Genomic DNA, 26,334 nt, shown 5'->3' on the forward strand with positions numbered 1-26,334 from the left:
GGTGACTGTCTGTGGACGGGTTGCGTCCCCCAGCAAGTCGCTGCTCGCGGCCGCGTCAGCCGCGGCTCACGCGCGGAATGCGGGCCACCTGGGCGTCCATGCAAAGTCCGTTGCCGTCGACTTCGCCCGTGTCAGGGAGCACATCCGGGACGCCATCAACACCATCGCACCTGTCGACTCCCCCGAAGCGCTGCGGGACGCTGGTGTCGAGGTGGTGACTGGGGTGGCGCGCTTCGCCTCTCCCCGCACGGTCTCGATCGACGACGGCACCACGCTACGTTTTCGGCGTGCGCTCCTGGCAACGGGGGCATCGCCTACCGTTCCGCCCGTGCCAGGGCTGCGTGAAGCCGCGCCATGGACCAGCGACACGATCTGGGACCTGGCCGAGGTCCCCCGCCGCCTCGTGGTGGTGGGGGGCGGCGCGATCGGCAGCGAATTGGGCCAGGGCTTTGCACGGTTGGGTGCCCAGGTCACCATGGTCGAGAGCGGGGCGCGCATCCTGTCCAAGGAGGACCCCGATGCCTCCGCGATCGTCCGCCGAGCGCTCGAGACAGACGGTGTCCGCATCCTCACCGAGCACCGGCTGACGCGGGTGACCGGGTCCCGGCGGCACGGCGGCACGGCGGCACGGCGGCACGGCGGCACGGCGGCACGGCGGCACGGTGACACTCGAGAGCCTCGGCTCCGAGTCGGTCGTGCCCTATGACGCGCTGCTCGTCGCTGTCGGTCGCACGCCTCGCACGGACGAGCTCGGGCTCGACTCGGCTGGCATCGCACTGGCCGACAAGGCCGCCGTTCGCGTCGACCGAACGCTACGCACCACCAACCCTCGCGTGTGGGCGGCCGGCGACCTGACGGGGCATCCGCAGTTCACGCACGTGGCCGGAGTTCATGGCTCGCTCGCGGCGACCAACGCCATCCTCGGATTGCGCCGCGCGGTAGACGCCAGTTCTGTGCCCCGCGTCACGTTCACCGACCCCGAGGTCGCCGCCGTGGGCGCTCGCACGTGGCCCGACGGCGACGCGCGAGATCCACGGGTTATCACGCGCCACCACGAGCACGTGGACCGAGCGATCACCGACGGTACGACGTCGGGATTTGCGCGGCTCGCGCTGGGCTGGCGGCATCGCATCATCGGCGCGACCGTCGTGGGCCCCCGTGCGGGCGAGTCACTGGGTGAACTCGTGCTTGGGGTCCGCAAGAAGCTCACCACGAGCGACCTGGCCGGAACGACCCATGCCTACCCTACCTACGACGATGGCCCATGGAACGCCGCGCTGCAGGACGTGCAGGGCAGGCTCGACGCGCCTCTGATCCGTGGGCTGATACGGGCCCTCGCCGGTGCCAGATGGGCGCTCACTCGCTCATGACTCGGCGACCCCGACGCTGGCGGCGCAGAATGGTCGCGCCTCCAGCTGCCGCCAGCACCAGGACTGCTAGCCCCACGACGAGCACTCCACCAAGGTTCGCGACCGTGGATCCGACCGCATTCGAAGCGGCGCCCACCCAGGCGACGGGCCCGCTACCGCCCAGGTCGCCCTGGAAGGCGCGGTACTCGACCCAGCCATACCAGACCACGTACGCTCCGGCTACGAGCAGGAACGCCCCGGAGATTCGGGGAAGGTGCGGGAGCACGGCGGTCGACTTCCGCGTGGCCGCGTTGCCCACCAGCGCCGCGACCAGCGCCAGCACGGCCATCACCGCGCCCATCCCGACTGCGTAGCCAAGCAGTGCCAGGATTCCGGCGCCGGTCGACCCCGTCACAGTGAACGCAGAAACCACCGCAGCGACAAACACGGGAAGAGTGCACGAGAGTGACACCGTCGCATAGACGACCCCGTAGACCACCATCCCGCGCGGCGTTCCGTCGACACGTAGCCGCGCCCGTGGAATGGGCAGGCTCAGATCGCGCCCAGACAGGAGCGCCACGCCAATGGCCACCAGCAGGACGCCCGACACGAGCGTCACGGTGCTGAGCCACGGCCCAAGGGCCACCGACAGGGCGGTAACAGCCACGCCAGCGACGCCGAACACGGCGATAAATCCCAGGGTTATGGACCCACCGACCACGACTGCGCGGCCCACAGCGGCCCGCCTGTCGCCGCGCTCACCGATGAACAGAGCGAGGTAGGTGGGCAGGAGAGCGAAGCCGCACGGGTTGAATGCGGCGATCGCTCCGGCCGACACGGCGAGGGTCATTGCCGACAGGGTCTCGGGAGTCATGGTGCCGTGGAAACCCTGGACGAGTAGCGACCAATTCCAGGCGGCCACGGACCGGCCCAGTGGTCATCTCATCCCCGTGGAATCGACGACAGGTAGCGCGGGTTCCCCACGCAATTCGGAGGTCATCATGACGCGCTTACGCAGTCTCCTTGTCGCGACGACGGCGGCCCTGGTGCTCGGCGGCTGCGCCGCGAGCGCCACGCCCGACTCGGCGACGCCGCGCACGCCGGTGCTCGACGCATCGCTGACTACTCTGCAAGGCGCCGCGTTCGATCCGACGACAATCGAGGGCCGCCCCGTGATTCTGTGGTTCTGGGCTCCGTGGTGCACGATCTGCCGCGGCGAGGGTCCAGCCGTCGCGCAGGTCGCCGCGGAACTCGAGGCTGAGGGTTCCGACGTGGTCCTCCTGGGGGTGCCTGGTCGCGGCGAAACGCCGGAGATGGATGACTTTGTCGCCGACACCGGGACCGGCGGCATCACGCACGTCGTGGACGCCGACGGCGACGTGTGGCGTGCGTATGGAGTCTTCAGCCAACCCGCGTTCGCGTTGATCACCGCCGACGGCGAGGTGAGGGTGGTGCAGGGCGCGCTTGGCGCGGACGGTTTGCGCAACGCGGCGGTCCAGGTCTCGGGAGGGTGACCATGCGGCGGCGCGGTGTGGCTCTCCTGGCGGTCGTCGTCATCGGCGTTGCCGGGTGTGCCGCGACCCCGCAGTCGACACCGACTGAGGGCGTCGCCGCACCCGTGGCCCTCGAGGACGTCGCGGCCGGGCCGCCCGAGGACGTTCCGTCCGCCCTCGACAACGCAAGCGACCCCGCGCTGCCAACGCCGCTGGTGGACACGGGCCGAATCATCTCCGGCGGCCCACCCCCTGACGGGATCCCCTCGATCGACGCGCCGCTATTCGAGCCCGCGGGGGGCGTGGACTGGATCGCCGACGACGAACCGGTGATCGCCCTGGACCTCGACGGCGACCAGCGTGCCTACCCTGTTCAGATTCTTCATTGGCACGAGATTGTCAACGACACCGTGGCGGGGCGTCCGGTCGCGGTGACCTACTGCCCGCTGTGCAACTCCGCGCTCGCGTTCGACCGCCAAGTTGGCGACCGGCTGCTGTCCTTTGGCACGTCCGGGCGGCTCTACCTGTCGGCCCTCGTGATGTACGACCGTCAAACAGAGTCACTGTGGTCTCAGGTCGAACGCACGGCAATCGCGGGTGTTCTCGCTGGCGAGCGACTCGAGCTCATTCCGGTGACGATGCTGCGCTGGGCCGATTGGCGGGCAACTAATCCGGATGGCTGGGTGCTGTCCCGTGATACCGGCTTCGACCGCGACTACGGGAGGAACCCCTACGTCGGCTACGACGAACTCACGAAGGACCCGTTTCTCCTCGACGAGGAGCCCGACGGTCGCTTCCCCGCCAAGGAACCGATTGTCGCTTTCCCCGGCGCGGCGGAGCCTGTAGCGGTCCTCACCGCGGATCTCACCGGGTCTGGGGTAGCTCACATTGAGGTCGACGGTGAGCCGGTGGTCATATTCGCTTCTCCCGGCCTCGCATCGGCCCTGAATGCCCCGCAGGTTGCCGACGGCGCGCCGGTGACGGCCACGGGAGCCTTCGTGCCCGAGTGGGAGGGCCAGGCGCTCACGTTCCGTCCGATTTCTGGCGATGGGTCGTCGTCGGACGGGGCCGCAGTCGCGGAGGATGACCAGACCGGGTCGCGCTGGAACCTCTTGGGTCACGCCGTTGCGGGACCACTCGCAGGGGCGCGACTCACGGCCGTCCCCCACCTGAACACGTTCTGGTTCGCTCAGGCCGCCTTCCGGCCCGACACGGTCGTGCTACGCCTGGATGCCACCGAATGATCCCGAATCATTCCGCACAGTAGGGGGCATACTGGGGCGAGCCCACCCACCAGCGGAGGCGACATGACGGCGCACACCTTCACGACCCCGACGGGCCTGAGGGTTCCCGCCGTCACGACCGCACAGATGCGCGAGGTCGATCGTGTCGCTGTGGAGGAGGTGGGGCCGACGCTGCTCCAGATGATGGAGAACGCCGGACGGAACCTTGCCGAGTTGTGCATCCAACAGCTGGGCATCCAGGAGCTGGGCACGATGTGGACCGACCGTCCGGTCCTCATCGCCGCCGGCACCGGCGGTAACGGCGGTGGCGGGATGTGCGCGGCACGCCACCTGCTCAACCACGGCGGACGGGTCACGATCGTGGTCACCGATCAGACGCGGCTCACTGCGGCCGCCGCACAACAACTCGCGCTCGTACGCGCCGCTGGCGGCCGTGTCGTGGACATCGACGACATGGGTGAGACCCAGCCAGATCTCATTGTCGACGCTGTCCTTGGCTATAGCCTCACGGGCGCGCCACGGGGGGCCGCCGAGGAACTCATCTCCTGGATGGAGAGCATGCGCGCGCCGGTGGTCGCGCTCGACGTCCCCAGCGGCGTCGACGCCACGACCGGCGAGGCGTGGGGCCGCTTTGTGCGCGCGACCACCACGATGACGCTCGCCCTGCCCAAGTCGGGACTCGACTCCCCCGCCGTCGGGCGGCTGTTGCTGGCGGACATCGGCATCCCCCGCGAGGTCTACCGCCGCGTGGGTGTGGATGTCCCGCGCGCCATGTTCACCGACGGCTACCGGGTAGCGCTCACCCCAGGGGCGCATTCCGCGCAGAGCTGACTGCGGCCGTGTCGTTGAGCAGTCGCGCAGAGTTGACGAGGCCGATGTGCGAGAAGGCCTGGGGAAAGTTGCCGAGCATCTCGCCGGAGACCGGGTCGTACTCCTCGGCCAGCAGGCCAACGTCATTCGCGACGGCGACCACGCGCTCGAACAGCACGGTGGCGCGCTCGCGGTCGCCCCGCAGAGCCAACGCGTCGACGAGCCAGAACGTGCACAGGAGGAAACTGCCCTCCGCGCCCACAAGTCCGTCGGCCGCGAGGCCATCGTCCGGCACGGAGTAGCGCTGCACGAAGCCATCGACCGTGAGCCCTTCGGCAATGGCATCGACCGTCCTCACCACCCGCGGGTCGGTCGCCGGCAGGAACCCGACCGCAGGCAGGAGCAGGAGTGAAGCATCGAGTGCGGTGCTGCCGTACGACTGGACAAACGTGCCCAGAGCCTCGTCGTAGCCCTGTCGGCAGACATCCTCATGGACCTCGTCGGCGAGGGCCCGATACCGCTGAGCATCCCCCGGCAGGCCGTGCTCGGCGACCGCCCGCGCCGCCCGGTCAAGCGCAACCCATGCCATGACCTTGGAGTGCACAAAGTGCCGCCGACCGCCCCGCACCTCCCAGATGCCCTCGTCCGGCTCGCGCCAGTGGGCGGCGACGTGCGCGACCAACTCCTGCTGCAGGGTCCATGCATCACCGTCGGGAGCCATCCCCGCCTGCCTCGCCGCGTGCATCGCGGACATCACCTCGCCATAGACGTCGAGTTGGAGCTGCCCCGCAGCGCCGTTGCCGATCCGCACCGGGGCGCTCCCTCGGTGACCTGGGAGCCACGGCACCGTCAGTTCCGGCAGCCAGCGTTCGCCGTCGATGCCGTACACGATCTGCAGTTGCGCCGGGTCCCCTGCGACGGCACGCAGGAGCCAGTCCCGCCACGCCACGGCCTCGGCGACACAGCCGTTGGCCGTGAGTGCCTCCAGCGTGAAGGATGCGTCGCGCAGCCAGGTGTACCGGTAGTCCCAATTGCGCGCGCCCCCGAGTTGCTCCGGCAGGGAGGTGGTGGGGGCCGCGACCAGGGCTCCCGACGGCTCGTAGGTCAGTGCCTTGAGGGTGATAAGTGAGCGAGAAACGGCATCCGCCCACGCTCCTTGCACGGGAAGCCTGTCGCTCCATGACTCCCATTGGCTCACCGTCGCCGCGAGGAGTTGGTCCGCAGGACCTGGGTCCACCGGGTCCCCGCCCCGCTCCGACCAGGACAGGACGAAGGCGAGCCTTTCGCCCACTCCCACCACCATGTCAGCGGCTCTCGTGTGGTTATCGCCCCGGAGTGGGATCGGGGAGCGGACAGCGATGGTGTGCGGCCCCACAACGGCCACGAGCCCCTCCGCGTTCTCCCGCACCCATGGCACGGATTGGCCATAGTCAAAACGCATGCACAACGACACCCGCATCGGCACCGCACCGTCGACGCCCTCGACCAGACGAACAACGGTGGGGGTTCCGTGGCGGTGCGGCATGAAGTCCGTGACGCGCACCGTTCCGGTCGCCGTCCGCATCGTCGTCTCGAGCACGAGCGTCCCCGGAAGGTACCGCCTGCTCGTCTCCGCCTCGTCTTGTGGGGCGATCGTCCAGTGCCCATTGTCTTCGTCTCCCAAGAGAGAAGCGAAGACGGCAGGACTGTCAAACCGGGGTAGGCAGAGCCACGTGATCGAGCCGTCGAGCGCCACGAGCGCGGCGGTGTGGTTGTCGCCGATCAGCGCGTGGTCACCGATGCGCGGAGTCACGACCCCTCCTTACCGTGCCTGCGTCGCTCGCCTGCCCATGAGGAACACCACCGCGACGGAACCGAAGACAATGTGAGTCGCCAACTCCAGGGGTTGGTTGGCGTCCTCGAAAACACCATACGCAAGCGGCGCCATCACGAGGAAGTTCACCAGATAGAGCGCCGCACCGAACAGCAATCCCACCAACGACCTGAGAGCATCGGAGCGCATCCGCAGCACGAGTAGCGCCAGGATCAGGCCGAACATCATCGACAGCACCATGTGCACCACCAGGCCGAGCGCAGGGCTCGCCGTCCCGTCCGCCATGGCGTTTTCACCCTGGACGATGGTGGCGATCATCTTGAGCGGGGTATCGGTCGGCATTCCTTGGCTGTGTGCAAACCACATGTTGAGGGCGCCAAAGACGGCACCCGCGACGGCGCCTCCGATCACGCCTCGTGCGCCGAACCGGATGAGTTCTGCCCGCGGCGTCATGTCGTGCTTCGATTCCTGCGTCGATGTCTGCTGTGTCATCACAACCTCCTTGGTGGGGCGAGCCCACGTGGCTCGATCGCCAGGGGAACCCGGCGACGGGGGGGCCGCTTCCATGAAAGTCCCCTGCGAGGGAAATCCATTCGGGAGATACGGCGACGCCGTCGATCTTCTAGTCGTGGGCGAGACGTCCGGCGAAACGCTCCAGCCGCATCACCGGCAGGTGGACCGTGCCGTCGGCGATCGCGCGGCGTAGAGCGCCCCGGATCAGGTGGTGCACTTCGACGTCGCCGCTGCAACCCCAGCAGTCCCTCAGGTGGACCGCGACCTCGCCCGCCTGCCCGGCCTCGAGTTCGCCGTCGAGGTACGGCCCGAGCCGACGACGCAGCCGGCTGTGACGTAAGGCGTTCATCGCCATGAAACCCCTCGCCGTCGGCTGGGATTCCCCCATGAGATGGAATCTCCCGGCGAGGGGCAGGGTTTACCCCACGTGACGGAGTTCGCGCAAGACAACAGCCACGCGGCGACGGTTCGCGCGCAGGCACAGCATGTGGCCTTCGACCGCTGGGTAGTGCCGGAAATCCCCGTGCTGTACCGCGTCGCCCTGTCCCTGACGGGTCAGATGGCCGACGCCGAGGATCTCGTGCAAGAGACCCTGGTGCGAGCGTTCCGTGCCGCGGACCGCTTCGACGGGGCACACCCGCGGGCCTGGCTGCTGACCATTCTGCGCAGGGCGCACCTGAACCGAGTCCGGGTGCGGCGTCCCGTCCTGCTCCATGACGGGGAGTCCGTCGAAAGGACCCTGGAGAACACCGGGCCCGCCGCTGCATCAGCAGAGGAACTGGTCATCAGCGAGGAGTTCGAGTCTGTGGTCGCCGATGCCCTGAGAGCGTTGCCGGATAAGCACCGGACGGTGGTGACCCTGGTTGACATCGAAGGCCTGTCATACCAGGAGGCGGCGGACGTGCTCGGGGTACCGAGGGGGACTGTCATGAGCCGTCTACACCGAGCACGCGCCCGAATGCGGGCACGGCTCGATGTCGCGGGCATCGTCCCGCGGAAAGGGGGCATGTGATGGCCCTTCCCCTGTTCTCGCGTTCCGCCCGCTCCGACTGCCACCGCGCCGCCCGGTTCCTCCAGCACTACCTCGACGGGGAACTGGACATGGTGCGGTCGGCGATGGTGGCCGAACATCTCGAGACGTGTCGCCGTTGCGGCCTCGAGGCGCGCACCTACCAGTCCATCAAGGTCGCGATCAGCGCCGCCGCGCCACACTCCGACGAAGCGGACGCGGCGGCCGTCGCGCGGCTACGTGATTTCGCGGACACACTCGCGAAGCAGGAGGAGTGACCGCACGCCGCGCCGTGATGTCGCTATACACGCCCGGGCGCGACCGGGACCGCATCGCAACCGCCGAAGACGCGCTCGCCCGCCTGGCTGGCCCTGGGCGCTCCCTGCCCCTTCCTCTCCAACTGGTGATCGCCCGCAAGGCGCCCTGAGTCGCTCCAGCCGTCCAAGGGAATCAGGGCGTGCCGTTGAGGGGTTCCCTGGGAACAACCCCGTCGAGAGAGGACCGCACATGCGCGCCACCTGGAATGGCACCGTTCTGGCCGAGAGCGCCGCCACCGTCGTCGTTGAAGGCAACCACTACTTTCCGCCAGACGCCGTCCTGTGGGACGCGCTCGAGCCTGCGGAGCTTCATAGCGTCTGCCCGTGGAAGGGAACCGCCCGGTACTGGTCCGTGGCGGGCGGGGGTCAGGAGGGCGAGGCCGTGGCCTGGGAGTATCCGGAGCCGAATTCGGCGGCGAGCCACATTGCGGGGCACGTCGCCTTCTGGCGGGGAGTCAAGGTGGGCGACTGACCGTGGAGCCGCGACGCCACAACTTTGCTGAGCTACGCGCCGCGTTCATCAACTGCACCCTCAAGCGGTCCCCCGAGCTCTCCCATACGCAGGGCCTGCTGGACGTCAGCGCCGCCATCATGCGGGCGAACGGGGTCACGGTCGATGAGATCCGTGCCGCCGACCACGACATCGCGACCGGCGTGCAGCCCGACATGACCGAACATGGCTGGGAATGCGACGAGTGGCCTCAACTCGCCGAGCGCATTCTTGCCGCAGACATCCTCGTGGTGGGGACGCCCATCTGGCTTGGCGACAAGTCCAGCGTATGCACGCGCGTCATCGAACGGCTGTACTCGCTTTCGGGTCAGCTCAACGACGCCGGACAATACCTGTTTTACGGGCGCGCCGCCGGGGTGGTCGTCACGGGAAACGAAGACGGTGTCAAGCACGTGGCCATGAACGTCTTGTATTCCATGCAGCACCTCGGCTACACGATTCCGCCACAGGCCGACGCCGGCTGGATTGGTCCAGCCGGTCCCGGCCCTTCGTACCTCGACGAAGGATCCGGGGGCCCGCAAAATGAGTTCACGCAACGCAACACCACGTTCATGACGTGGAACCTCATGCACATGGCGGCCATGCTCAAACGAGCCGGGGGCTTCCCCGCGCATGGCAACCAGCGCTCCGCATGGGACGCTGGCGCACGCTTCGACCACCCGAACCCCGAGTATCGATGACGCTGGGTTTGCTCGCTGCATGGTGGAGCGCCAGTCAACCGGTGCATTCCGACGGTGCGCGCACGCCTCGGCGGCCGCTGACTGGTGGCCCGCCGCGTTGGTTCTCTGGCTTGTCTCGCGTGCGGCCGATGGCCTCGATGGTCCCTTGGCGAGGCGTCGGCGTTCCCGCGACCCGGACGATGCGGGCGACGCGGGCGGTTTCGTGGACATCACGGCCGACTTCCTGACCTACAGCGCGTCCGTGGTGGGCGTGGCGATCGGCTGGGGCGGGTCACTGCTGCCCTTCCTCGCCGTGCTGCTCGCCTACTACCTCAATGGCGCAGCCTTCCTCGCCTTGTCGTCCGTCGCCGAGCGCACCGGCCACCAGATCGATGACGGACACTCCCTGTCGTTTCTTGGCGGAGTCGCAGAGGGAGCCGAGACAGTCGTGGTGCACAGCGTGTGGGTGATCGTGCCCGGCGTTGCCGGAGGCGTGGCCTGGGTGTGGGCGACGGTCGTCATGGTCAGCGGACTGCGCCGCATGCTCGACGGCTCCAGGGCGTTGAGGCGTCCCGCCGCCGACTGAGCCGCGCCCCCTCAACAAGAAGTTGTCAAGGCTCGACGGAGTCGTGAGACGCGACCGGCGCACGCCGATGCGCACCCGTGTCGGGGTTGAGCCGTGCCGCCTTCGGCGCGTCAGAGTTCGCGTAGACCCAGCTGAGTAGCGCCGCGACTGCGACGCCGCCGCCAATGACGTTCCCCAGGCCGGCTGGCGCGAGATTCCCAGCGAAAACAGTTGCCCAGTCGACACCACCACCGAACCCGGACTCGAGGGAGAAGAACCCCATGTTTGCGGGACTGTGCTGAAATCCTGCCGAGACAAAGGCGGTCACCGCGAGCAGGACGGGGATGTACTTGCCGATGATGGTGCGCCCCATAGTCGCGAAGAATGCCGCCATGCCGACCAGCCAACGGGCGAGCACCCCGGAGACCACGACCGACCACCTGGCGACTGCGCCCAGAACCTCAAGACCCGCAGCACCGGCCGTCGATCTCCCATCAAGACTGCCGGGAGCACCACATTCGTCTCGGTGAAGAGCACGGCTCCTGACAGGACGACGAAGAAGAAGCCCGCACTGAACCCACATCCCTCGATGAGCCTGACCAGACCTTCGTTGTGCGTCCCCGCCGCAAGGAGAATCGACATCAGCGCGCCGGTCGTGATGAAGGAGCCAGCGAGGATCGCGAGCGCGAACACCCGTGGACCAGTGAGTAGCATCAGGCGCTGAGCGCCGTGGTCGGCGAGCACCTTCATCACACACGGTCCGCGCCGATATAGCGGGCGGGTGGAAGCGGCGTCCCCGATGTCTTCGTCCGCGGTGTCTTCACCCCGTCGGAACCCACGTGGTGGGGCTTCGCTTCCGTCCACCCACGGCTCAAGGTCGGCCGATGCGCTCGCCCTCGACATACACCTCGAGGTCCCCGCTCTTCTCCGGCCAGAAGCAGACGAACCCTGCGACCCTCGCCGCCTCTGGCAGCGGCGAATCGTACCCCCATACGGCGTCGGCCAGTTCCGCATCACCGGTGGCGACCTTCCAGTACGACGCCGTGCCTTTGTACGGGCAGTGGCTGACAGTGTCGGTGGGTGTCAACAAGTCCATCCGAACATCCACGCGCGGCAGGTAGTACCTGGGAACTAAGCCCGTTTCCGCCAGCACGATCGGTCGCCGCGAGTCGGCAATCACCTCTCCGTGAAACACGACCCGTACGTGCCTACTTGACGGAAGAGCGTCAATGCGCACATAGGGACTGCGCGGGTGAGTGTGGATGATCTCGTCCTCCTCGAACCATGTGTCAAAGGCGGCCCACGTCAAGGTGAAGGCCTCGCGAATGCCCGACACGGCCGCCTCGGGGTAGCGGCGGGCGGCCTTGGGCAGCACGCGATCCTCGATCACCACGTCGAACTCCTCGCTCGGTCCGAGCACCTTCGACCGCGGGCCCTTCCCCGCCGCACGGAGTTCGACTTCCAGGTCGGCGGGAGAGAAGAAGTACTGCGGGAAGTAGGGGTGCTCCCAGACGAGCAGCGGTTCGACGGCGTCGGCAACGAGGTCGCCGGCACTGAAGGCCCGGATCCGGGTCCGGCCTCGCTGCACCGTCCCCGGCTCGATCACAAATGGGTTGTCGATGATGTCTGGCATGGCAGGCTCCTTCGCGATGGTGACGTTAATCAAGGAACACTTCCGAAGGCCGCGTGGATTCCACCGCAACCGCCGACGTTGTGGTTGCTCGGCCCCGGCCCTCGGCGGCGAACGCAGGCGAGGGCGAATTCGACGCGGGTCAGCCGCGCAACGGTCGGCTTGAGAACAACGGCCGATACGCGGTCGCCGCAATTGCCAGCGCGATCGCCATCCCCGCCACCGCCATTCCCAACATGGCCATCCACCCGACGGCTGCATACCGGGTTCGCGACGCCCAGGCGGCGCCCCTCAGACTCCCCCCACCCGATGGCGACGAGGGCCGGGACGACAAGTCCCAGGTCCATCAGTTTGACCAGCCAGAACACGACGGGGTCGGCGAGGTACTCCGGCGCGCTCGGCTGCTCTTGCCAGGCGTCAAGCAACCCGGGTAGGTGTGAACCGAAGGTCAGGAACGCCGCCACCAGCGGCGCGAACCAGCCGACGAGGCGATCGAGTCGGCGCGTCGTCGCCGGAAGTCGGGAGGCGTCGACGGCGCTCCACGCTCGAATTGCGATGGCGAGCGCAAGGACGAGCAGCCCCAGAAAGAGGGGGAAGAATCGTTCGCTAGTGCCGGGATAGCAGGCGACCAGCGCAGCTGCGATGACGCACACCGGTGCCACCAGGACCAGACTCGCAACATCCCCGCCGGCGATCTGATTCGCGGCTCCTGAGGAGACGTGACATTCGATGACGCCGGCCGGTAGCGGACCAAGAACGGCCACGAACGCCGCGCCACCGCCAATCACCATCAGCCCTGCGGCGGGCCGCGGATCCCGGGAGTGACCAGTCGCCAGGCGCGCCGACTGCTGGCGCAATGCTCCGAACGATGCGCGTTCGAAAGGCACGCAGTCCGCCGCCGAGGGCAGGCGCAACGGGGCCGGGATCCGCCGCACCTCGACACCCATGAACCCTGCGTCCTTGAGGGCCGCGCGGAGCACGTCTTCGTCGCCGACGCTGAATGGCCCCGGCTGTCCGGGCGACGGCGCCGGCAGTGTCGCCGCAGCGCGGATGACGGAGACCGGAATGGAGAAGAACGTGTTCGCCTCCGGCGACGAGTAGGTCACGGCCGTGAGCCGCCCACCGGGGCGGAGTGCACGCCGCATTCCCTTGAGCGCGCGCTGCCGGTCGGGGAAGTGGATCAGCCCCACGCGTGAAATCACGCTGTCGAACGAGCCTGCGTCGACGGCGAGGTTCTCACCGTCCATGACCTCGGTGTCGACGATGTCCTCGAGGCTGGCCGTGCGAGCAGAGTGCTTCGCGCAGGCGAGCAGGTTTGAGGACACGTCGGTGGCGGGCACGCGACCATGGGGCGCGACGCGACGCGACGCGCGGCGGCGGCCGCTGCCTGCCACTGCTCGGTCGTGGTGGTCTTGTACTCTTGAGCGTCGAAAGCGGGCGCGCTGGCGGGCTTCGACGACGTGGTCGTGGTGCTCATGGGGTGCTCCTTCGGGGTGAACTAGGCGCGTTCAATCCAGCCAAAGATGTCGTGGCGATCGACCTGAGCGAGGAGGGCCGGGTGATCGGACGCCATGTGAGCCTCGATGGCCGCCACCACGTCGTCGTCGGTGTCGCCGTTGGCGACGAACCCGCACTCGCATCGGATGATCTTGGACATTACCGGCTCCCTTTCTGTCAGCACTCTTGGTAACCGACTGTCCTTGGTGGCACCTTGGCGACATCATGGTGTCTCCTCGGGTCCGAATACAGGTGTGCGGTCCGCTCTTCATTGAGATCGACGATGAGCGGACGGAGTCGCGGGTGCCCGGGCGGCAGGGAAGGCTCTTGCTCACCTTCCTGGTGCTGCACCGACACGAGAAAGTCTCGCAACCGCACCTGATCGATGCACTGTGGCCAGAGGACCCGCCGGGCGCCGCAGGCACGGCCGTGCACTCGTTACTGTCGAAACTTCGCTCCGCGTTGGGTCACGAGTTTCTGAGTGGGCGGGGCGAGGTGACGTTGACGCTGCCAGCGGATGCGTAGATCGACATCGAGGCCGCGCGGGCGGCTCCGGTGCGCCGCGAACTGGAGGACATGTACGTGCGGGCGTTGGAGACGTACGCGGCCGCCGCGCTCCACGTCGCCGGTGCTGAACTTCCCACGGCCGAGCGGGCGGCGCGTGAACTGATTGTGGCCGCGCCCTTTCGCGAAAGCGGCCATCGCACGCTCATGAGGGCCCTGGCCGCGCAAGGCAACACCGCCGAGGCAATCGCCGCCTTTGGCCGTATGCGGGAAGTTCTCAACGAGGAGCTCGGCGTTGACCCGAGCCCCGCGAGTCGCGCCCTGGACGAACGGCTCCTCAAAGCCGAGGGAACATGGCGACCCGTTCGCCCGCTACCAGCGGGCGTGGACGTGCTCGCGAATCGAGTCGTCGTAGATGCGCGCGAGCTGAGCCATGGTGGCGTCATCGATCGCAGGCAGGTCTCCCACCGCCGCGTTGCCCCGTGCCTGCTCCACGGTGCGCGCCCCCGGAATCGCGGTGCTGACGCCGGATTGTGTGAGCCATCGCAGCGCCATCTGCGCCGTGGTCCACCCCTCGGGCGTCAGTGCGGCGACCTCTCGCGCGGCACGGACACCGACGTCGTACGGCACTCCTGCGAACGTCTCGCCGACGTCGAAGGCGGAGCCATCTCGGTTGTAATTGCGGTGGTCGTTCTCTGCAAAGGTGGTGCTCTCGTCGTACTTGCCCGACAGCAGTCCCGACGCAAGGGGCACTCGGGCAATGATCCCGACGCCAAGTCTGGCCGCCTCGGTGGCCACGCGTTCGAGCGGCTTGCGGCGGAACAGATTGACGACGATCTGGATCGACGCCACGTCCGGCTCGCGCAACGCCTGGAGCGCCTCGTCAACCTTCTCAACGGAGACTCCCCACGCGCGCACCCGTCCCTCGTCCACCAGCACGCGCAAGGACTCGTACGTCTCGGGGTCGAAAAACACTGGCGTGGGCGGGCAGTGAAGCTGAATCAGGTCAAGGGTGTCGACGCCGAGGTTCTCCCGTGAGCGATCCGTCCACTCCCTGAAGGCGTCAAGCGTGTACGCCTGAGCCTCGTGTGGTTGCGCACGCCTACCCATCTTGGTCGCCACAAAGAACCGGTCCGCGTCGGCGCGGGACGCGAGAAAGTCGCCTATCGCGCGCTCCGAACGGCCGTCACCATAGACGTCGGCAGTGTCGAAGAAGGTGACGCCAGAGTCAGCGGCCGCCTGAAGAATCGCTTGTGAGCGATCCTCGTCGACGTTGCCCCAGTCGGCGCCAAGCTGCCAGCAACCCAAACCGATTTCACTGACCTGGCGGCCGAGCCGCTCAATCTTTGAAGTACGCATGGGTTCTACGTTACGGGACGGCCGACGTGCTCCGTCCCCACCGTCGGGGTGTTATCCGGTGACGCGAACGTAGATCGGGTTGGTCTGCCAAATGGCGCGGAACTGGATCGTCTTGCCGGGTCGCGGCGAGTCGATCTGCAGGTTGGGTCCGGCATAGATGCCCAGGTGACCGGGAGACACGATGATGTCGCCGGGCAGCGGCGAACTCACGCGGGTTCCCACGTTGTAGTACGCGCCCGAACTACGTGGCAGCGAAATGCCGAACTGCGCATACACATAACTCACAAAGCCCGAGCAATCGAAACCGGTGCTGGGCGAGGCTCCACCCAACATGTAGGGGATACCCACGTATTTTGCGGCCTCGGCGATGATGGCCGAGCCGGCGATGGCCTGAGCCACGCTCGCGCTATTGGCGACCGTCCGAGCCGAAGAATACGACCTGCGCACCACTGGCTTGGGGTCGGGCTTCACGTCAAGCGACGGCGTCTCCACCGTGAACTTTGCCTGTGAGTCGGCGGCTACAGCGGCGCCAATCTGCTCGACTTGGTCGACATAGGCGGCGCCCTGAATGGCTGCCGCGTCGACGTCGGGCGTCACCGGTGATTCACCGGCGATCGCTACGGCGGCCGCTCCTGACAGGGGCACCACGATCAGTGCGACGCCTGCCGAAACTGCCACCGCGCGCGTCTTGGCGCGCATGTATCCGTACCTCAAATTACCGTTCCCTTCGCGTTGTCAGCGCACGAAAACAGGGCGCTCGGTCCCGTCACCGCCCCCGCAGTGGACCGAGCACACCATGTCCGGAGCGGCCGATGCCGCCCCTGTTGACTGACTTACGTTACCTGATCGCCAGAGTACCTGGCTTCCGGGTGAACGAACAGGTGTCGCGCAATGTCCCCGGAAATCACGATGGATCCCAGGTTCGTGGACAGTTCGACGTCTTCGCCCTGGGACTGAAGTCCTATCGAAGTACCAGGTAAGAGACCAATTTCGGAGACGTCTTGGAGGAAACCGGCAAGAGTTTGTGGGTTTTCACCAATTCTCACCAGCATGGCGTTTCGGGTGCCCAAAGCGACCGCATCGACCACATTGATGGGCACTTCGCCAACTTCCGACACCTCACCGGACGCCGCCTCGAGTTCGTCGAGACCGGGAATAATGTTGCCGTAGGGGGACCTTTCCGGGTGCCCCAGCATCTCGACGAGTCGCCGCTCCACCCGGTCGCTCATGACGTGTTCCCAACGGCATGCCTCTTCGTGCACGTGACGCAGTTCCAAGCCGATCACGTCGGTCAGCAGCCTCTCGGCGAGCCGGTGCTTGCGCATGACCTTGGTGGCCCGATCGATGCCGTCCGGGGTGAGAACCAAGGTGCGGTCCTCCCCCACCACCACGTATCCGTCGCGCTCCATCCTGGCGATCGTCTGCGACACCGTGGGACCGGAGTGTCCGAGCTGCTCGGCGATGCGCGCCCTCAGCGGCGGCACGCCGTCCTCGATCAATTCGTAGATGGTGCGCAAATACATCTCAGTGGTGTCGATGAGGTCGGTCATGTCGTGTGCCTGCCCATACCCCGATAACGCCAGCCGGCCGTCTTCCATGCCTCGACGTCCAGACAGTTTCGACCGTCGATCACGAGATCGCCGTTGGCTTGGGCGCGCAGCACCGCCGGGTCGGCCTCCTTGAACTCCTTCCACTCGGTCGACACCACCACGAGGTCTGCTGCAGTCACGGCGTCCATCATGGAATCCGCGAACGTCAGGGTTGGCCAGACCGCCTTGGCATTCGTCATCGCTTGCGGGTCATATACCTTCACGTCCGCACCCATGAGGTGGAGGCGACCCGCCACATCCAGTGCCGGCGAGTCACGCACATCGTCGCTATTGGGTTTGAATGCAGCGCCCAACACCGCGACCTTGCGCCCCACGACCGCGCCGCCGAGTTCGCGAGCGGCCACATCGATCACATGGTCTCGGCGCCGCAGGTTGACCGAGTCAACCTCCCTGAGGAACGCGAGCGCCTGGTCGACTCCAAGTTCGGCCGCACGCGCCTGGAACGCACGAATGTCCTTCGGCAGGCACCCGCCTCCAAATCCCAGCCCGGCGCCCAGGAACTTGCGGCCGATGCGCTCGTCATATCCGATGGCATCCGCCAACTCAAGCACGTCGGCGCCCGTCGCCTCGCACACTTCGGCGATCGCGTTGATGAACGAGATCTTGGTGGCGAGGAACGCGTTCGCGCTGACTTTGACGAGCTCGGCGGTCGGAAGGTCGGTCACCAGGAACGGCGTGCCCCTGGCGATGATGCTGGCGTACACCTCGCGCGCCACCGCCTCGATTCGACCTGGCTGGCCCTTGTCCACTCCGAGCACCTGCCGGTCGGGCCTCAGGGTGTCCTCGACGGCGAAGCCCTCGCGAAGGAATTCTGGGTTCCACCCCAACTCCGCCTGGTCCCCCACCGGCGCGAGCTCGCGCACGCGCGCCGCCAGCCGCGCGGCCGTGCCGACCGGCACGGTGGACTTGCCCAGGATCACCGTGGGTCGCTCCAGCATCGGCGCGAGCGTCTCGATCACGGCATCGACGAACGTCATGTCCGCCGCATACTCGCCGCGCTTCTGGGGTGTGCCGACACCGATGAAGTGAACGTCGGCATCGGCGGCTTCTGAAGCGTCGGTCGTGAATCTCAACCGGCCCGACGCCACGTGCTTGGACAGCAATTCGGGCAGGTCCGGCTCGTAGAACGGCACTTCGCCACGGGATAGCGTGGCCACCTTCACGGGATCAACGTCGACGCCGATGACGTCGTGCCCCAACTCTGCCATCCCCGCAGCGTGGGTCGCCCCGAGGTATCCAGTGCCAAAGACGGATACGCGCATACTCATGTCGCCAGACTATCGGCGTCCGGGCGGCACGGATGCGATCGCCGTCGGGCCGTCCGATGTCACCGTGACCGATCCCTCGCGCGCGCTCACGAATACCGCCTGCCCTGCGGGCAGGACGCGCCGCTCGGCCTCGGTAGAGACCTCGCAGCCGCTGCCGAGCGCGAGGACGATGCGGGGGCCGTCGGGGACGATGGCGGCACCCCCCTCCACGAGGTCAAGACAGAACTCGTCCGCCTCGGTGCGGAGGCGACGCGCTGCGCCTTCATTGATCATCGACGGACGCGACGCGGGGGTGGGCTCGAGCACAGCGATCTCGCGCAGCAGTTCCGTGTTGATCGGCTTGGTGGTCAGGCCCGCCCTCACCACGTTGTCGGAGTTCGCCATGATCTCAAGGCCCATGCCGCCCAGGTAGCAGTGCACCACTCCCGCGGGAGTGAACACCGCCTCACCCGGGGCCAAGAACACCTCATTCATCGCGAGCGCCACCAATACCCCTGGGTCCCCCGGATAGGTCTGCGCGGTCAGGCGAGCGGCTCCGAGAGAGCCACCCGTGCCCTCCGGCAATGAGGCGAGCGCGGTCACCGTGTCAAGGTGACCGCCGTCGAGCGCGGACGTGACGTAGGCGGCCAACCCGCCCTCGTCGAGCGCCTTCATCAACGCAATCGCGCCTGCGCCGTCAAGCCCCGCCAGGTCACGGCGCACGTCGGGCTCGGCGCGAAACCCTACGAGCACCTCCATGGGCGTCATCGCGACCAGGAGTTCCGGCTTGTGGGAAGGGTCCTTGAAGGTGCGGGCACGGTCGTCGTACGCGATGCCTTGCGCCTCCTCGGCAGCGAAGCCGTCGCGCGCGATGCCAGCGGTGGGATGCACTTGGATGGACAGCGGCCTTGCGATGGACAGCACCTTCAGCAGGTAGGGCAGCCGGCCGAAGCGTGTGGCGACGTCGGCGCCGAGCGCCGCGACCGGGTCGCGGGCGATCACCGCGTCCAGCGGACCCTCGTCCGTGGCCGAGGGAACGAGCGGGTGCGCTCCCCACCAAGCCTCCGCGTAAGGACCTCCATCGGCCGGGAATCCGAGCAGGTGGGGGATGCCCTCCGGCGTCCCCCAGTCCGAGCGCTGCAGGGCGGGGGTCAGAGCGATCACGCATGCCATCATGCCATCGACTCCCCTACTACTCTGGGCCCATGAGCACGAACCCGACCATCCCGGCCCACCTCCTGCCCCGCGATGGTCGGTTTGGGTCCGGTCCCTCGAAGGTGCGCGCCGCGCAGGTGCAGGCACTTGTCGACGCGAACCCGACCGTGCTCGGCACCTCGCATCGTCAGGCTCCGGTGCGCGGCCTCGTGGGAGACGTGCGGCGAATGCTGGCCGAGTTGTATCACTTGCCCGACGGTCACGAGGTGCTGTTGTCGAATGGCGGCTCGACGTTCGTGTGGGACGCGGCGGCGTTCGGCCTGATCGCCGCCAAGGCGCAACTCGCCGCTTTCGGCGAGTTCGGCTCCAAGTTCGCAGCGTCCGTCGCGGCCGCGCCTCACTTGGAGCAGCCGACGGTGCATCGCGCCGTCCCGGGGTCCATCGCCGTACCCGTGCTCGAGGACGGCGTCGACACGTACGCGTGGCCCCACAACGAAACCTCGACCGGCGCGACCGCGCCCGTGCGTCGCGTCGACGGAGCTGGCGACGCCCTCATCGTGATCGACGGGACGTCTGCCGCGGGCGCGATCGACCTGGACCCAACGCAGGCGGATTTCTACTATTTCGCCCCGCAGAAGTCGTTCGCCTCCGACGGCGGCCTGTGGTTCGCTCTGGCGTCTCCGGCCGCTGTCGAGCGCATCGAGCGGATCGCGGCAAGTGGCCGATACATTCCGCCGTCGCTGTCGCTCGCCGAGGCGGTGAGCAACTCCCGCGCCGATCAGACCCTCAACACGCCCGCCATCAGCACCCTGATCATGATGCGCGCCCAGCTCGCATGGATGCTGAGTCAAGGCGGCCTCGCCGCGATGGCCACCCGGTCCAGGGCCTCCTCCGCAGCAATCTACGCGTGGGCCGAGGCTCGCGACTTCGCCTCCCCGTTCGTGGCGGACCCCGCGCATCGTTCACCGGTGGTCGCGACGGTTGACCTGGTCGACGACCTCGATTCCGACGAGGTGCAGGCGGTGCTCCGCGCGCACGGCATCGTTGACGTGTTCCCGTATCGCAAGCTCGGGCGCAATCAACTGAGAATCGGCGTCTTCCCTGCGGTTGACACGGCCGACGTCGAGGCGCTGCTCGCGTGCATTGACTGGGTGGTCGACCACCGTTGACGACGCCGACGCCGACCCCCACCCCAGCGCCGACGTGGCGCCGATGGGCCCCGCCGCTCACGTTGGTGGTCCTGCTGGCGTTGGCGGCGGCAACGATCGCTCGCGCCGCGATACCCCCCGCCGACGACGTCGCGGCCGAGATTCACGCGCCCGCCGGACGGGCCCTCATCCCGGAGCTTGCCGCACCCGTCCCGACTGCGAGCCCCGAGCCCTTCGTATCGCCTCTTGAGATCGTGCTGCCGCCACCGCCAGCGGCGGAGTCGCCTCGGACGGGCTCGTCGGGAGGATCCTCCGGCGGGGGGTCAACCGGCGCTGGCACCTCGGTAGGCACCGACTACGTGGCGTTCTGCAACGCGGGCGGCGGGGCGAGTGCCACTGCCTCCACGGTAAATGGGCTGCTCGCCGCCGCCAATGCGGAGCGTGCGCGATTTGGTTTCCGTGCGCTCAGTTGGAGTGGCCCGCTGGCGGGCGCCGCTCAAAGTTGGTCCGAATCGATGGCGTCGAAATACAACCCCGCCTCACCGGGCGGCGCGTTGACGCACGGAAACACGCCCAGCTCTGGAGGGCAGAACGTCGCAGCCGCCTGGACCACGGGCGGCTCCATGAGTCAGTCCTCCGCGATCGGCAGGGCCCATTCAGGCTGGATGGCATCTTCGGGCCACTGCAAGAACATCCTCAACCCCAACTGGTCCGTGATGGGCGCCGGAAGTGCCCCGAGTTTCGATGGCAAGGCCTGGTACACGACCGCGAACTATCAGTAGCGCACTCGCCCGGCTCACGCCCGGCGCGTGGCGACTACTCAGCGGGCGACTACTCAGCGGGCGCCGCTGGCGCCTTGTTCTCCGCCTCAGATCCGTCTTCGGGTCCCGAGTCTTGCATCGCTTCAGGCTCGGGCGCCGTCTCGGCCTCTGGTTCCGGATCGGGCGTGACCAAGTCAAGCGCGTCCACGGCGGCTGAGTCGACCACCGGGTCCACTGCCGGCCACTCGGAGGAGCGCCGCTCAGCGTCGGTCTGCGAGTGCGCTCCACAACCGTGGTCCATGCTCACCACGCGTCCATCAGAAGGCGACCACTCGTTGGCGCACACGCCGAACATCGTGCGCAGAGAACCCGCGATGGGCACCATAAACGCGCACGTCGAACACGCGGCGCCCGCCGCCACCGCCGAAGCCGCAGTCGGTCCGTGCGAGCCTCGGTACCAGCGGTTGGCGGTGGCCTCGCGCGCCTCGGGCGCGAGCACCCGCTCGCGTCCCAGGCCAAACTCGAAATTCGCGATCGCGTCGCGGTCCGCGTCGCCCGTCTCCGTGTAGCCGGGGATAAGCCTGTGATCCTCCGCCTGATAGGGCAGGATCATGCCGGGCTCAAGATCGCCAGGCTGCACGCGCTCCGACCACGGCACCCAGGTGGGGGCAAGGAGGGCATCGCTCCCGGGCAGCAGGGCCGACTCGCACACCGTCACCGTGTCGTCCATGACCGCAAGATCGACTGCCCATTCCCAGCCGTGATAGCCCGGCAGTGCACAGGCAAAGCGCACCGAAACCAGGCCGTCGGCGCCTGGCTCGCTGCCGAGCATCGGCCCCACGGACGATGCGTCGCCAGCGGTGTCCACCACGGCCGCGCGGGCCGCTTCGGTAATGCGGTCCTCGACTGCGACGGCCATCAGGCCTCCAACTGTTCTGCCACGGCGCGCAACACAGACGCCACCTGCTTACCCTTCGCCGCGTCAGGGTAACGTCCCTTGCGCAGCGAGTTGGAGACACCGTCAAGCATCTTGATCAGGTCCTCCACGATCATGGTCATGTCGTCCGTCGGCTTGCGCTGGGCTTGAGCGACGGAGGGCGCCTGCTCGGTGATGATGACGCTCATGGCCGAGGGTCCGCGTCGACCGTCTACGACGGAGTACTCGACCTTGGTGCCCTGGCGGGGAGATGCTACGCCGTCTGGAAGCGCGGAGGCATGCAGAAACACCTCGTCGCCCTCGTCGCTGGCGATGAAGCCGAACCCTTTGTCGGCGTCAAACCACTTCACTCGTCCCGTTGGCACGCGCACCTCTCCCACGCGCCGCAGGCGCAGCGCGTGTCCCAAGTCTACAAGGGCAACGGCCCGTCCACGGGCGCGCTTCCCAGCGAACTCCCAGGCTGTCGCGCCACACTGGTCGCATGACTCAGCAGCCAGCCCGCATCCTGGTGGTCGACGACGAACCCGACCTGCGCGACCTGCTCGCTACGTCACTCAAGTTCGCTGGTTACACGACGCAGGCCGTGGCCTCGGGACAAGCCGCCCTTGATCAGCTGCTGCACTCCGCAGCGGACCTCGTGGTGATGGACGTGATGATGCCGACGATGGACGGGTTTACCGCCGTGCGCAAGCTACGGGCCCGAGGAGACACCGTGCCCGTGCTGTTCCTGACTGCGCGTGACGCGCCCGAGGACGCCTTGGCGGGCTTCAGCGTGGGCGCCGACGACTACGTCACCAAGCCCTTCTCGCTTGCCGAAGTGGCGGCGAGGATCGAGGCCATCCTGCGCCGCGCGCGGCCAGCATCCCTCGAGTCGGCGACGCTGAGCGTCGCCGACCTCACGCTCAATGACGACGCTCACGAGGTGCGTCGCGCCGGCGTGCCACTGGACCTCACCCCCACCGAGTTTGCACTGCTGCGGTACCTCATGGCGAATCGCGGAACCGTGCTGAGCAAGGCGAGGATTCTCGATGAGGTCTGGGGCTACTCGTCCGGCTCGGACGGGGCGATCGTCGAGACCTACATGTCGTACCTGCGCCGCAAGGTCGATGCGCCGTTTGACGCGCCGCTCCTGCACACCAAACGCGGCGTCGGCTACGTCCTGAAGGAACCGTCGTGACGCGCTGGCCGCTGCGCTGGACGATCCCCGCCATCGCGCTGGTGCTGGTGCTCCTGACGGAGCTGGTGCTGGGGGCGGCCGTGTTGGCCCTGCTCAACCGCACCCTGGTTGCACAGATCGACGCGAGACTCGAGGAGGCGATGACGACTATTGAGAACCGGCGCGGTACGGTGCTGAGCGAATTGGGGCGGACCCCGAACCCCAACGCGGTGGATCCGCTGCGTCCGCGCAGCGACGTGCTCGTGGCCGTCATCCGCGCCGACGGATCAGTCGCCGAAGCCCTGACCGGACGACTCAACAACGGGCGCCCGCTGCCGGCGGTGTCGATTCGCGACGGAGCGAGGGCCCCGTACACGTCGCGCGCGCAAGGCGAAACCTGGCGAGTGCTGGTCCGCGACGTGGGCGCAGGCGGAGCGACCGTGGCCGTCATGATGCCGCTGCGCGACCCCGGGGCCGCCGCCACTGCCCTGCGGCGCGGAATCATTGTCCTCGGATTCATGGTGGCTGTCCTCGCGGCCGGGCTCGCGGCGTGGGCGACCCGCCGCTCGCTGCGGCCCCTCGGCGAGGCGGAGCGGACGGCCGCGGCCATCGCCGAGGGCGATCTCACGCGCCGAGTGCCCGACTACCCGAGGTCGACCGAAGCGGGTTCGCTCGCGGCCTCGCTGAACGTCATGATCGATCGGTTGCACGGCGCCCTCGCGCAAGGGGAGGCAACCCAGGAGCGGCTGCGGCGCTTTGTGTCCGACGCTTCTCACGAGTTGCGGACGCCCCTCGCCGCCATCCGCGGCTACGCCGAGCTGCACCGCATCGGCGGCGACGACCAGGGCGACGCGGTCGGACGAATTGAGACCAACGCAGCCCGGATGTCGGACCTTGTGGACGATCTGCTGCTGCTCGCTCGATCAGACGAGGATGCGTCGCAGCTCACGGCCGACGCCATCGTCGACCTTGCCGCTGTGGTGGCGGAGGCGGGCGAAGACCTGCGCGCACAGGATCCGTCGCGTGCCGTCACGGTTGTCCATGAGGGACGATGCCTGGTGCGGGGTTCGCAACGGCACCTGAGCCAGGTTCTTGCCAACCTGGCCGCCAACGTGCTGCGCCACACGCCGGAGGGATCCCCCGTGGAACTGACGACTGCCCGCACGGGCTCGGCGGTGACGGTGACGGTCCGCGACCACGGTCCAGGATTCCCGCACGGTGATGCTGAGCGGCTCTTCGAGCGCTTCTATCGCGCCGACGACTCGCGCACCCGCGACACCGGGGGCTCGGGCCTTGGCCTCGCGATCGTGTCGGCGATCGTGTCGGCCCACGGCGGCTCCGCTTCCGCATCGGACCTCGGAGATGGCGCTGAGGTGGTTGTCACCCTCCCCGCGGCCGGCGACGAGTAAGCCTTGACACGCGCTTTCGTGTCTCCGGGCTAAGGTCTTGCCCATGGCCGTCCTGATCGATCCGCCGCTGTGGCCGCGTCACGGGCGCGTCTGGGGCCACCTGGTCTCCGACACCTCGCTCGAGGAGCTCCACGCCTTCGCTCGCGCGATGGGTATCCCGGAGCGCGGCTTCGACCTCGACCACTACGACGTGCCCGCGGACATGCACCCGCGGCTGATCGAGGCGGGGGCTCACCTGGTGGACGGGCGCGAACTGGTGCGGCGGCTGAGAGCATCGGGGCTGCGGGTGACCGCGGCCCGGCGTCGCCGACGCTGAACACGCAGTCGCCGGACACGGCGTCGCCGACGCTGAACACGCAGTCGCCGGACACGGCGTCGCCGAACACCGGGAACCGCGTGACGGCCGACGCGCCGCATCTCGCGTCCCACCGGCGGCGTGTCGCACGCACCGGCGGTTCGTAGCGTTCAGCAAGCGCGCCAAGCGCGATCGTGACGACGAAGGGCCCCGAGGATCGCTCCTCGGGGCCCTTCGCGTGTGTCAGCTGGGGGTTAGAAGCCCATGCCACCCATGCCACCCATGTCGCCGCCGCCCTGAGGCATCGACCCGTGGGGTTCAGGCTTCTCGGCAATGACGGCCTCGGTCGTGAGGAACAGGGCCGCGATGGACGCCGCATTCTGCAGAGCAGAGCGAGTCACCTTGACCGGGTCGTTCACGCCGGCAGCGAGGAGGTCTTCGTACACCCCGGTCGCGGCGTTCAGTCCGTGACCCACCGGCAGGCTCTTCACCTTCTCGACCACAACGCCGCCTTCAAGGCCGGCGTTGATGGCGATCTGGCGCAGCGGCGCCGAGACGGCATGCTCCACAATGCGAGCACCGGTCGCCTCGTCACCCTCGAGCTCGAGCGTGGCGAACGCCCTGATGCCGGCCTGGATGAGCGCGACGCCACCACCGGCGACGATGCCCTCTTCCACAGCGGCCTTGGCGTTGCGCACTGCATCCTCGATGCGGTGCTTGCGCTCCTTGAGCTCGACCTCGGTCGCCGCTCCGGCCTTGATGATTGCAACACCGCCGGCCAGCTTGGCCAGACGCTCCTGCAGCTTCTCGCGGTCGTAGTCGGAGTCCGAGTTCTCGATCTCGGCACGGATCTGCTTGACGCGGCCGCTGAGCTGCTCTTCGCTGCCCGCGCCCTCGACGATGGTCGTCTCGTCCTTGGTGACAACCACCTTGCGGGCCTGGCCAAGAAGGTCAAGCGTGGTGTTCTCGAGCGAGAGACCCACCGACTCCGAGATGACGGTTCCACCCGTGAGGATGGCCATGTCCTGGAGCATCGCCTTGCGACGGTCTCCAAAGCCGGGGGCCTTGACGGCGACGGCCTTGAAGGTGCCCTTGAGCTTGTTCACCACGAGCGTCGCGAGAGCCTCGGACTCGACGTCCTCGGCGATGATCGCGAGCGCCTTGCCGGTCTGCATGACCTTCTCGAGCACCGGGACGAGGTCCTTGATGTTCGAGATCTTGTTCTCGACCAGCAGCACGTAGGCGTCCTCGAGGACGGCCTCTTGGCGCTCCGAGTCCGTCACAAAGTAGGCGGACAGGAAGCCCTTGTCGAAGCGCATGCCTTCGGTCAGTTCAAGGTCGAG

General features: G+C 67.8%; 34 protein-coding genes and 1 pseudogene. 18 read left to right on the forward strand and 17 right to left on the reverse strand.

Annotated elements, in window-relative coordinates:
* Position 1: 1 nt before the first annotated feature.
* Positions 2 to 706 (forward strand): FAD-dependent oxidoreductase, encoded by a 705-nt coding sequence (locus tag QZZ29_RS11755; protein ID WP_291383496.1) that lies wholly within the window; start codon positions 2 to 4, stop codon positions 704 to 706.
* On the forward strand, positions 663 to 1,370 hold the full coding sequence (locus tag QZZ29_RS11760; RefSeq protein ID WP_291383497.1) for an FAD-dependent oxidoreductase: 708 nt from the start codon (positions 663 to 665) through the stop codon (positions 1,368 to 1,370). The genes QZZ29_RS11755 and QZZ29_RS11760 overlap by 44 nt, the downstream gene beginning before the upstream one ends.
* Here QZZ29_RS11760 and QZZ29_RS11765 read toward each other — a convergent pair.
* Complete coding sequence (locus QZZ29_RS11765; protein ID WP_291383498.1) at positions 1,357 to 2,271, reverse strand: cytochrome c biogenesis protein CcdA; 915 nt, start codon at positions 2,269 to 2,271, stop codon at positions 1,357 to 1,359. The two genes, QZZ29_RS11760 and QZZ29_RS11765, sit on opposite strands and share 14 nt — an antisense overlap.
* 79 nt (positions 2,272 to 2,350) lie before the next feature.
* On the opposite strand from QZZ29_RS11765, the gene QZZ29_RS11770 reads away from it, so the two are divergent.
* The 3 genes from QZZ29_RS11770 (at position 2,351) to QZZ29_RS11780 (ending at position 4,917) form a co-directional block, all read left to right on the forward strand.
* Positions 2,351 to 2,863 (forward strand): redoxin domain-containing protein, encoded by a 513-nt coding sequence (locus QZZ29_RS11770; protein WP_291383500.1) that lies wholly within the window; start codon positions 2,351 to 2,353, stop codon positions 2,861 to 2,863.
* 17 nt (positions 2,864 to 2,880) lie between these two features.
* Entirely contained in the window at positions 2,881 to 4,086 is a 1,206-nt protein-coding gene (locus tag QZZ29_RS11775) for a DUF3179 domain-containing protein (protein ID WP_291383501.1), read from the forward strand.
* Positions 4,087 to 4,149: 63 nt separating this feature from the next.
* The gene (locus tag QZZ29_RS11780; protein WP_291383503.1) at positions 4,150 to 4,917 is read left to right on the forward strand and encodes an NAD(P)H-hydrate epimerase; all 768 of its coding nucleotides are present in this window, start codon (positions 4,150 to 4,152) and stop codon (positions 4,915 to 4,917) included.
* Here the strand turns inward: QZZ29_RS11780 and QZZ29_RS11785 are convergent.
* From QZZ29_RS11785 to QZZ29_RS11795, 3 genes are all read right to left on the reverse strand, one after another.
* Positions 4,886 to 6,688: a glycoside hydrolase family 15 protein gene (locus QZZ29_RS11785; RefSeq protein ID WP_291383504.1), complete on the reverse strand. Its 1,803-nt coding sequence runs from the start codon at positions 6,686 to 6,688 to the stop codon at positions 4,886 to 4,888. The genes QZZ29_RS11780 and QZZ29_RS11785 overlap by 32 nt on opposite strands.
* Before the next feature lie 9 nt (positions 6,689 to 6,697).
* Complete coding sequence (locus QZZ29_RS11790) at positions 6,698 to 7,201, reverse strand: hypothetical protein (protein ID WP_291383505.1); 504 nt, start codon at positions 7,199 to 7,201, stop codon at positions 6,698 to 6,700.
* Positions 7,202 to 7,331: 130 nt separating this feature from the next.
* Positions 7,332 to 7,577, reverse strand: coding sequence for a zf-HC2 domain-containing protein (locus QZZ29_RS11795; RefSeq protein ID WP_291383507.1), 246 nt, complete (start codon positions 7,575 to 7,577; stop codon positions 7,332 to 7,334).
* Positions 7,578 to 7,613: 36 nt separating this feature from the next.
* On the opposite strand from QZZ29_RS11795, the gene QZZ29_RS11800 reads away from it, so the two are divergent.
* From QZZ29_RS11800 to QZZ29_RS11825, 6 genes are all read left to right on the forward strand, one after another.
* The gene (locus tag QZZ29_RS11800; RefSeq protein ID WP_291383509.1) at positions 7,614 to 8,234 is read left to right on the forward strand and encodes a sigma-70 family RNA polymerase sigma factor; all 621 of its coding nucleotides are present in this window, start codon (positions 7,614 to 7,616) and stop codon (positions 8,232 to 8,234) included.
* Positions 8,234 to 8,509, forward strand: a complete 276-nt coding sequence (locus tag QZZ29_RS11805; RefSeq protein WP_291383511.1) for a zf-HC2 domain-containing protein — start codon at positions 8,234 to 8,236, stop codon at positions 8,507 to 8,509. Before QZZ29_RS11800 ends, QZZ29_RS11805 begins: the two co-directional genes overlap by 1 nt.
* Positions 8,506 to 8,658: a hypothetical protein gene (locus tag QZZ29_RS11810; RefSeq protein WP_291383513.1), complete on the forward strand. Its 153-nt coding sequence runs from the start codon at positions 8,506 to 8,508 to the stop codon at positions 8,656 to 8,658. The genes QZZ29_RS11805 and QZZ29_RS11810 overlap by 4 nt, the downstream gene beginning before the upstream one ends.
* Positions 8,659 to 8,738: 80 nt before the next feature.
* Positions 8,739 to 9,020: a DUF427 domain-containing protein gene (locus tag QZZ29_RS11815; RefSeq protein ID WP_291383515.1), complete on the forward strand. Its 282-nt coding sequence runs from the start codon at positions 8,739 to 8,741 to the stop codon at positions 9,018 to 9,020.
* A gap of 2 nt (positions 9,021 to 9,022) precedes the next feature.
* The gene (locus QZZ29_RS11820; protein WP_291383516.1) at positions 9,023 to 9,739 is read left to right on the forward strand and encodes a flavodoxin family protein; all 717 of its coding nucleotides are present in this window, start codon (positions 9,023 to 9,025) and stop codon (positions 9,737 to 9,739) included.
* A gap of 19 nt (positions 9,740 to 9,758) precedes the next feature.
* A complete protein-coding gene (locus tag QZZ29_RS11825) occupies positions 9,759 to 10,304 on the forward strand; it encodes a CDP-alcohol phosphatidyltransferase family protein (RefSeq protein ID WP_291383517.1) in 546 nt (181 codons plus the stop codon).
* 25 nt (positions 10,305 to 10,329) lie between these two features.
* Here QZZ29_RS11825 and QZZ29_RS11830 read toward each other — a convergent pair whose 3' ends face one another.
* The 5 genes from QZZ29_RS11830 to QZZ29_RS11845 all read right to left on the reverse strand — a co-directional run bounded on the left by QZZ29_RS11830 (position 10,330) and on the right by QZZ29_RS11845 (position 13,570).
* The gene (locus QZZ29_RS11830) at positions 10,330 to 10,713 is read right to left on the reverse strand and encodes a formate/nitrite transporter family protein (protein ID WP_291383519.1); all 384 of its coding nucleotides are present in this window, start codon (positions 10,711 to 10,713) and stop codon (positions 10,330 to 10,332) included.
* Positions 10,608 to 11,186: a formate/nitrite transporter family protein gene (locus QZZ29_RS12845; RefSeq protein WP_366479556.1), complete on the reverse strand. Its 579-nt coding sequence runs from the start codon at positions 11,184 to 11,186 to the stop codon at positions 10,608 to 10,610. The genes QZZ29_RS11830 and QZZ29_RS12845 overlap by 106 nt, the downstream gene beginning before the upstream one ends.
* Positions 11,155 to 11,916, reverse strand: coding sequence for a DUF427 domain-containing protein (locus tag QZZ29_RS11835; RefSeq protein ID WP_291383520.1), 762 nt, complete (start codon positions 11,914 to 11,916; stop codon positions 11,155 to 11,157). The genes QZZ29_RS12845 and QZZ29_RS11835 overlap by 32 nt, the downstream gene beginning before the upstream one ends.
* A 29-nt stretch (positions 11,917 to 11,945) precedes the next feature.
* Positions 11,946 to 13,307, reverse strand: a complete 1,362-nt coding sequence (locus QZZ29_RS11840; RefSeq protein WP_291383522.1) for a class I SAM-dependent methyltransferase — start codon at positions 13,305 to 13,307, stop codon at positions 11,946 to 11,948.
* 104 nt (positions 13,308 to 13,411) lie between these two features.
* A complete protein-coding gene (locus QZZ29_RS11845; RefSeq protein ID WP_291383524.1) occupies positions 13,412 to 13,570 on the reverse strand; it encodes a DUF1059 domain-containing protein in 159 nt (52 codons plus the stop codon).
* 65 nt (positions 13,571 to 13,635) lie between these two features.
* Here QZZ29_RS11845 and QZZ29_RS11850 point away from each other — a divergent pair, with 65 nt between their 5' ends.
* Both QZZ29_RS11850 and QZZ29_RS12850 read left to right on the forward strand, forming a co-directional pair.
* Positions 13,636 to 13,935, forward strand: coding sequence for a winged helix-turn-helix domain-containing protein (locus tag QZZ29_RS11850; RefSeq protein WP_291383526.1), 300 nt, complete (start codon positions 13,636 to 13,638; stop codon positions 13,933 to 13,935).
* 30 nt (positions 13,936 to 13,965) lie between these two features.
* Positions 13,966 to 14,241: pseudogene (locus QZZ29_RS12850) on the forward strand (bacterial transcriptional activator domain-containing protein); the annotation flags it as partial.
* Positions 14,242 to 14,286: 45 nt separating this feature from the next.
* Here QZZ29_RS12850 and QZZ29_RS11855 read toward each other — a convergent pair.
* From QZZ29_RS11855 to manA, 5 genes are all read right to left on the reverse strand, one after another.
* Positions 14,287 to 15,273: an aldo/keto reductase gene (locus QZZ29_RS11855; RefSeq protein WP_291383527.1), complete on the reverse strand. Its 987-nt coding sequence runs from the start codon at positions 15,271 to 15,273 to the stop codon at positions 14,287 to 14,289.
* 51 nt (positions 15,274 to 15,324) lie between these two features.
* Positions 15,325 to 15,972: a C40 family peptidase gene (locus QZZ29_RS11860; protein WP_291383529.1), complete on the reverse strand. Its 648-nt coding sequence runs from the start codon at positions 15,970 to 15,972 to the stop codon at positions 15,325 to 15,327.
* Positions 15,973 to 16,106: 134 nt separating this feature from the next.
* The gene (locus QZZ29_RS11865) at positions 16,107 to 16,823 is read right to left on the reverse strand and encodes a metal-dependent transcriptional regulator (protein WP_291383531.1); all 717 of its coding nucleotides are present in this window, start codon (positions 16,821 to 16,823) and stop codon (positions 16,107 to 16,109) included.
* The gene (locus tag QZZ29_RS11870) at positions 16,820 to 18,145 is read right to left on the reverse strand and encodes a UDP-glucose/GDP-mannose dehydrogenase family protein (protein WP_291383547.1); all 1,326 of its coding nucleotides are present in this window, start codon (positions 18,143 to 18,145) and stop codon (positions 16,820 to 16,822) included. Before QZZ29_RS11870 ends, QZZ29_RS11865 begins: the two co-directional genes overlap by 4 nt.
* A gap of 15 nt (positions 18,146 to 18,160) precedes the next feature.
* Positions 18,161 to 19,294, reverse strand: coding sequence for a mannose-6-phosphate isomerase, class I (gene manA, locus QZZ29_RS11875; RefSeq protein WP_291383533.1), 1,134 nt, complete (start codon positions 19,292 to 19,294; stop codon positions 18,161 to 18,163).
* A gap of 41 nt (positions 19,295 to 19,335) precedes the next feature.
* On the opposite strand from manA, the gene serC reads away from it, so the two are divergent.
* Complete coding sequence (gene serC / locus QZZ29_RS11880) at positions 19,336 to 20,454, forward strand: phosphoserine transaminase (protein WP_291383535.1); 1,119 nt, start codon at positions 19,336 to 19,338, stop codon at positions 20,452 to 20,454.
* Positions 20,451 to 21,215 carry a CAP domain-containing protein gene (locus QZZ29_RS11885; RefSeq protein ID WP_291383536.1) on the forward strand — a complete coding sequence of 255 codons (765 nt, stop codon included), beginning with the start codon at positions 20,451 to 20,453 and terminating at the stop codon, positions 21,213 to 21,215. Before serC ends, QZZ29_RS11885 begins: the two co-directional genes overlap by 4 nt.
* 49 nt (positions 21,216 to 21,264) lie before the next feature.
* On the opposite strand, the gene QZZ29_RS11890 is transcribed toward QZZ29_RS11885, so the two are convergent.
* Positions 21,265 to 22,113: a DUF3027 domain-containing protein gene (locus tag QZZ29_RS11890; protein WP_291383538.1), complete on the reverse strand. Its 849-nt coding sequence runs from the start codon at positions 22,111 to 22,113 to the stop codon at positions 21,265 to 21,267.
* Positions 22,113 to 22,496, reverse strand: coding sequence for a cold-shock protein (locus tag QZZ29_RS11895; protein ID WP_291383540.1), 384 nt, complete (start codon positions 22,494 to 22,496; stop codon positions 22,113 to 22,115). The genes QZZ29_RS11890 and QZZ29_RS11895 overlap by 1 nt, the downstream gene beginning before the upstream one ends.
* A 116-nt stretch (positions 22,497 to 22,612) precedes the next feature.
* Here QZZ29_RS11895 and QZZ29_RS11900 point away from each other — a divergent pair, with 116 nt between their 5' ends.
* From QZZ29_RS11900 to QZZ29_RS11910, 3 genes are read left to right on the forward strand one after another with little or no spacing between them, the layout of a single operon-like run.
* Positions 22,613 to 23,308, forward strand: coding sequence for a response regulator transcription factor (locus QZZ29_RS11900; RefSeq protein ID WP_291383542.1), 696 nt, complete (start codon positions 22,613 to 22,615; stop codon positions 23,306 to 23,308).
* Entirely contained in the window at positions 23,305 to 24,696 is a 1,392-nt protein-coding gene (locus tag QZZ29_RS11905; protein ID WP_291383543.1) for a HAMP domain-containing sensor histidine kinase, read from the forward strand. The genes QZZ29_RS11900 and QZZ29_RS11905 overlap by 4 nt, the downstream gene beginning before the upstream one ends.
* A gap of 43 nt (positions 24,697 to 24,739) precedes the next feature.
* Positions 24,740 to 25,012: a DUF4031 domain-containing protein gene (locus QZZ29_RS11910; RefSeq protein WP_291383544.1), complete on the forward strand. Its 273-nt coding sequence runs from the start codon at positions 24,740 to 24,742 to the stop codon at positions 25,010 to 25,012.
* A gap of 233 nt (positions 25,013 to 25,245) precedes the next feature.
* Here the strand turns inward: QZZ29_RS11910 and groEL are convergent.
* Positions 25,246 to 26,334, reverse strand: a 1,089-nt coding sequence (gene groEL / locus QZZ29_RS11915) for a chaperonin GroEL (RefSeq protein ID WP_291383545.1), incomplete at its 5' end; no start/stop codon positions are given.

The organism is Demequina sp. (genome assembly GCF_016278765.1).
Taxonomy (GTDB): domain Bacteria; phylum Actinomycetota; class Actinomycetes; order Actinomycetales; family Demequinaceae; genus Demequina.